This window comes from Burkholderia sp. E168m23 (assembly GCF_016586125.1).
In the GTDB taxonomy this organism is placed as follows: Bacteria; Pseudomonadota; Gammaproteobacteria; order Burkholderiales; family Burkholderiaceae; genus Burkholderia; species Burkholderia orbicola.
The window spans coordinates 1-4,444 of record NZ_BCPP01000604.1 but is presented as its reverse complement, the minus strand read 5'-3'; the positions used below and the strand labels follow the sequence as shown (position 1 = coordinate 4,444).

At 64.8% G+C, this 4,444-nt stretch carries 3 protein-coding genes and 2 pseudogenes; 4 read left to right on the top strand and 1 reads right to left on the bottom strand.

Annotated elements, in window-relative coordinates; genetic code table 11:
• The 4 genes and pseudogenes from JMF90_RS25730 to nadC form a co-directional block, all read left to right on the top strand.
• Positions 1 to 356, top strand: a pseudogene (locus JMF90_RS25730) (mechanosensitive ion channel domain-containing protein); the annotation flags it as partial.
• Positions 357 to 571: 215 nt separating this feature from the next.
• Positions 572 to 1,768 (top strand): acyl-CoA desaturase, encoded by a 1,197-nt coding sequence (locus tag JMF90_RS25725; protein ID WP_006478042.1) that lies wholly within the window; start codon positions 572 to 574, stop codon positions 1,766 to 1,768.
• Between the two features lie 310 nt (positions 1,769 to 2,078).
• A complete protein-coding gene (nadA, locus tag JMF90_RS25720) occupies positions 2,079 to 3,215 on the top strand; it encodes a quinolinate synthase NadA (protein WP_006478043.1) in 1,137 nt (378 codons plus the stop codon).
• The gene (nadC, locus tag JMF90_RS25715; RefSeq protein ID WP_011546009.1) at positions 3,212 to 4,093 is read left to right on the top strand and encodes a carboxylating nicotinate-nucleotide diphosphorylase; all 882 of its coding nucleotides are present in this window, start codon (positions 3,212 to 3,214) and stop codon (positions 4,091 to 4,093) included. Before nadA ends, nadC begins: the two co-directional genes overlap by 4 nt.
• A gap of 97 nt (positions 4,094 to 4,190) precedes the next feature.
• Here the strand turns inward: nadC and JMF90_RS25710 are convergent.
• A pseudogene (locus tag JMF90_RS25710) lies at positions 4,191 to 4,444 on the bottom strand (L-aspartate oxidase); the annotation flags it as partial.

Below are 4,444 nucleotides of genomic sequence, written 5' to 3'. Positions count from 1 at the left end.
CGAGCGACGTCGAGCAGGCACTCGCGTTGCTCGCCGACGCCGCGAAGGACGTGCCGCGCGTGCTGGCCGAGCCGGTGCCGACGCCGTACCTCGTGGGGTTCGGCGCGGACGGCATCGATCTGGAGCTCGGCTTCTGGATCGAGGATTCGGCGAAAGGCACGTCGGGCGTGCGCTCGAGCGTGAACCGCAACATCTGGCGGCTGTTCAGCGAGCACGGGATCTCGATTCCGTTTCCGCAGCGCGAAGTGCGCGTGGTCGGGCTGCCGGACGGCTTTCCCGCGGCGGCGGGCGTGGCGGCCGGGCTCGATCCGGCGCTTGCCGATGGTGCGCAGGACAGGCGCGCGCCGGCGGCGTAGCGGCCACGGGCGGTCAATCGTACCGATTTCGCGGTCGAAACCGGATCACGGGCCTTTCCCAGTCCGGACATGGACCGCGCGGATTGCGTCAGGGCAAGAAAATATTCATTTTTTACAAAGACTTGGAACGGTTGAAGTAAAATTCTGGTCTACACGCGGTATGCTTTCATTCTTCTGACGCCGGTGCGGCGTCGCTCTCATCACAGGTAACTGCCTTGTTGAATTCCCTGCTCGATTTTCTTTCCCACGGGCTCCTGCGTTTTTCGTGGTGGCAGGTCGCGTTGTTCGCGCTCGCCGTCACGCACGTCACGATCATCGGCGTGACCGTCTACCTGCACCGCTGCCAGGCGCACCGCGCGCTGGAGCTGCATCCGATCGCGAGCCACTTCTTCCGTTTCTGGCTGTGGATGACCACCGGCATGCTGACCGGCCAGTGGGCCGCGATTCACCGCAAGCACCACGCGAAGTGCGAGACCGAGGAAGATCCGCACAGCCCGCAGACGCGCGGCATCTGGAAGGTGTTCCTCGAGGGCGCCGAGCTGTATCGCGCGGAAGCGAAGAACGAAGAAACGATGCGCAAGTTCAGCCACGGCACGCCGAACGACTGGCTCGAGCGCAACGTCTACTCGAAGTACCCGATTCTCGGCATCAGCATGATGATGGTGATCGACGTCGCGCTGTTCGGCGTGCTCGGCCTCACCGTGTGGGCCGTGCAGATGGTGTGGATCCCGTTCTGGGCGGCGGGCGTCGTCAACGGCTTCGGTCACTTCTGGGGCTATCGCAATTTCAACTCGGCCGACGCGAGCACGAACCTGTTCCCGTGGGGCATCGTGATCGGCGGCGAAGAGCTGCACAACAACCACCACACGTTCGCGACGTCGGCGAAGCTGTCGAACAAGTGGTACGAGTTCGACATCGGCTGGATGTACATCCGCATCATGTCGGCATTCGGTCTCGCGAAGGTGAAGAAGGTCGCGCCGACGCCGCGCCTGAACAAGCCGAAGACGGTGCTCGACCAGGAAACGCTGCAGGCCGTGCTGTCGAACCGCTACGAAGTGATGGCGCGTTACGGCAAGGCCGTGAAGCGTGCGTACCGCCAGGAGCTCGCGCACCTGAAGGAACTCGGTTCGAGCGAGAAGTACCAGTTGATGCGCGGCGCGCGCAAATGGTTCCACAAGGACGCCGACGGCCTCGACGAGCCGCAGAAGAAGCTGCTGCCGGAAATCTTCGCGAACAGCCAGAAGCTGCATACGTACTTCCAGCTGCGCCAGGATCTCGCCGCGATCTGGGATCGTTCGACCGCCTCGCGCGAACAGCTTCTCGCGCAATTGCAGGATTGGTGCCATCGCGCAGAACAAAGCGGCATCAAGGCGCTGCAGGAATTCGCGACACGCCTGCGTCGCTACGCCTGATTCGAAATCGATTAGAATCTCAGGACGTCACAAACCCCGCGTTGGCGGGGTTTTTTCATTTGGGCCGCCGGTTTTTGACGGACCGGCAGCACCGGGATTGGTATGAGGCTTGGGGCCGGCGTAAGTGTTGAAGCACTCACTCCGGCTGACCGCGAAGCATGGGACCCAAGTAAGCGCTGAAGCGCTAACTTGGGTCGACCGCATAGCATGGGGCATGAGTAAGCGCTGAAGCGCTAACTCCTGCCGACCGCGAAGCATGGGGCCGGAGTAAGTGCTAAAGCACTCACTCCGGCCGACAGGAGATATGGAGATGCAATCGACGATCAAACCCGTCGAGTACGACCGGCCCGTCGCAGCAGGGACCGTGTGCGGCGTCGGACAGGCATGGGCCAAGGTGCCCGACGCGCCGTCCGCCGAGGAGCGCGCTGCGCTGAAGGCACGCATCAAGGCGCTGCTCGCCCGTGAAAAGGCCGTGCTCGTCGCCCACTACTACGTGGATGCCGAACTGCAGGAACTGGCCGACGAAACGGGCGGCTGCGTGGCCGATTCGCTCGAAATGGCCCGCTTCGGCCGTGACCACGACGCGCAGACGCTGATCGTTGCCGGCGTGCGCTTCATGGGCGAAACCGCGAAGATCCTGAGCCCGAACAAACGGATCCTGATGCCCGATCTCGATGCGACCTGTTCGCTCGACCTCGGCTGCCCGGTCGACGAATTCTCGGCATTCTGCGATGCGCATCCGGACCGTACCGTCGTCGTCTACGCGAACACCAGCGCTGCCGTGAAGGCGCGCGCGGACTGGATGGTCACGTCGTCGATCGGTCTCGAGATCGTGGCCGACCTGCACGCGCGCGGCGAAAAGATCATCTGGGCGCCGGACCGTCATCTCGGCAGCTATATCCAGAAGAAGACCGGCGCGGACATGCTGCTGTGGCAGGGCTCGTGTCTCGTCCACGACGAATTCAAGGGCATCGAGCTCGACCTGCTGCGCGCCGAATATCCGGACGCGAAGGTGCTCGTCCACCCCGAGTCGCCGGAAAACGTCGTCGCGCAGGCCGATGTCGTCGGTTCGACCACGCAATTGATCGACGCGGCCGTCAAGTTCGATGCGAAGCGTTTCATCGTCGCGACGGATCTCGGCATCCTGCACAAGATGCAGCTGGCCGCGCCCGGCAAGACCTTCATTGCCGCGCCGACGGCCGGCAACAGCGCGACCTGCAAGAGCTGCGCGCACTGCCCGTGGATGGCGATGAACGGCCTCGCGAACCTCGCCGACGTGCTCGAACGCGGTCACAACGAGATCTTCGTCGATCCCGCGATCGGCGAGCGTGCGCGTTTGCCGATCGACCGGATGCTCGAATTCGCGGCTGCGCACAAGAAGCGCGTGCAGGCGAGCGGCGATCTGCAGCGCGACCAGTCGCTGTTCGCGAACGTGGGGGCGGCATGAGCAACGCCGTATCCCCGCTGTTCGAAGCCGTCCGCGCCCAATACGGCGCGGCATTCGACGAAGCGATCGCGCGTAACGTGGCCGACGCGATCGCCGAAGACGTCGGCACCGGCGACCAGACCGGGCGGCTCGTGCCGGCCGGCGAGCGGCGCCGTGCGCGGATCATCGTGCGCGAGGAAGCCGTGCTGTGCGGCGTACCGTGGTTCGAGGGCGTGATCGCCCGGATCGATTCGTCGATCGTCGTGCAATGGCGCTATCGCGAAGGCGACCGGATGACGCCTGATTCGATCGTCTGCGAACTCGAAGGGCCGGCGCGCGCGTTGCTGACGGCCGAGCGCAACGGGCTGAATTTCCTGCAACTGCTGTCGGGTGTCGCGACGGCGACGCGCCGTTACGTCGAACGCGTCGAAGGCACGCGCGCGAAGATCCTCGATACGCGCAAGACGCTGCCGGGGCTGCGGCTCGCGCAGAAGTACGCAGTGCGCGTGGGCGGCGGCGAGAACCAGCGGCTCGCGCTGTACGACGGCATCCTGATCAAGGAGAACCACATCGCGGCGGCAGGCGGTGTCGGCGAGGCGCTCGATGCGGCGTTCGCGCTGGAGTCAGGTGTGCCGGTGCAGATCGAAGTCGAGACGCTCGCGCAGCTCGACACGGCGCTCGCGCATCGCGCGCAGTCGGTGCTGCTCGACAACTTCACGCTCGACATGATGCGCGAAGCGGTGCGCGTGGCGGATGGCAAGGCCGTGCTCGAAGTCTCCGGCGGCGTCAATTTCGATACGGTGCGTGCGTTCGCGGAGACGGGCGTCGATCGGATCTCGATCGGCGCGCTGACGAAGGACGTGCGGGCGACCGACTATTCGATGCGAATCGTCGACTGACCGAACGTCGTCCGATCAGACAAAAAGCCGTTGGCGCGCAAACGCCAACGGCTTTTTTCTTGTGCTGCGGCCGCCGCCGGGCAGGGCGGCGCGCCGCTCAGCGGCGCACGCGCGGCGTGAGCACGCTCGGCAACGCCTTCGGCAGCGTATGCGGCCAGTCGCGGCTGTAGTGCAACCCGCGGCTTTCGCGGCGGGAGTGCGCACTCTTGACGATCAGCGTGGCCACGTCGACCAGGTTGCGCAGTTCGAGCAGATCGCGTGTCACGCGGAAGTTCGCGTAGTACTCGTGGATCTCGTCGCGCAGCAGCGACAGGCGATGTTTCGCGCGTTCGAGGCGCTTGTCGGTGCGCA

Bases quoted from the DNA above. Each gene is read 5' to 3' on its own strand.
- nadA (WP_006478043.1), top strand. From the start codon at position 2,079: ATGCAATCGACGATCAAACCCGTCGAGTACGACCGGCCCGTCGCAGCA.
- nadC (WP_011546009.1), top strand. From the start codon at position 3,212: ATGAGCAACGCCGTATCCCCGCTGTTCGAAGCCGTCCGCGCCCAATAC.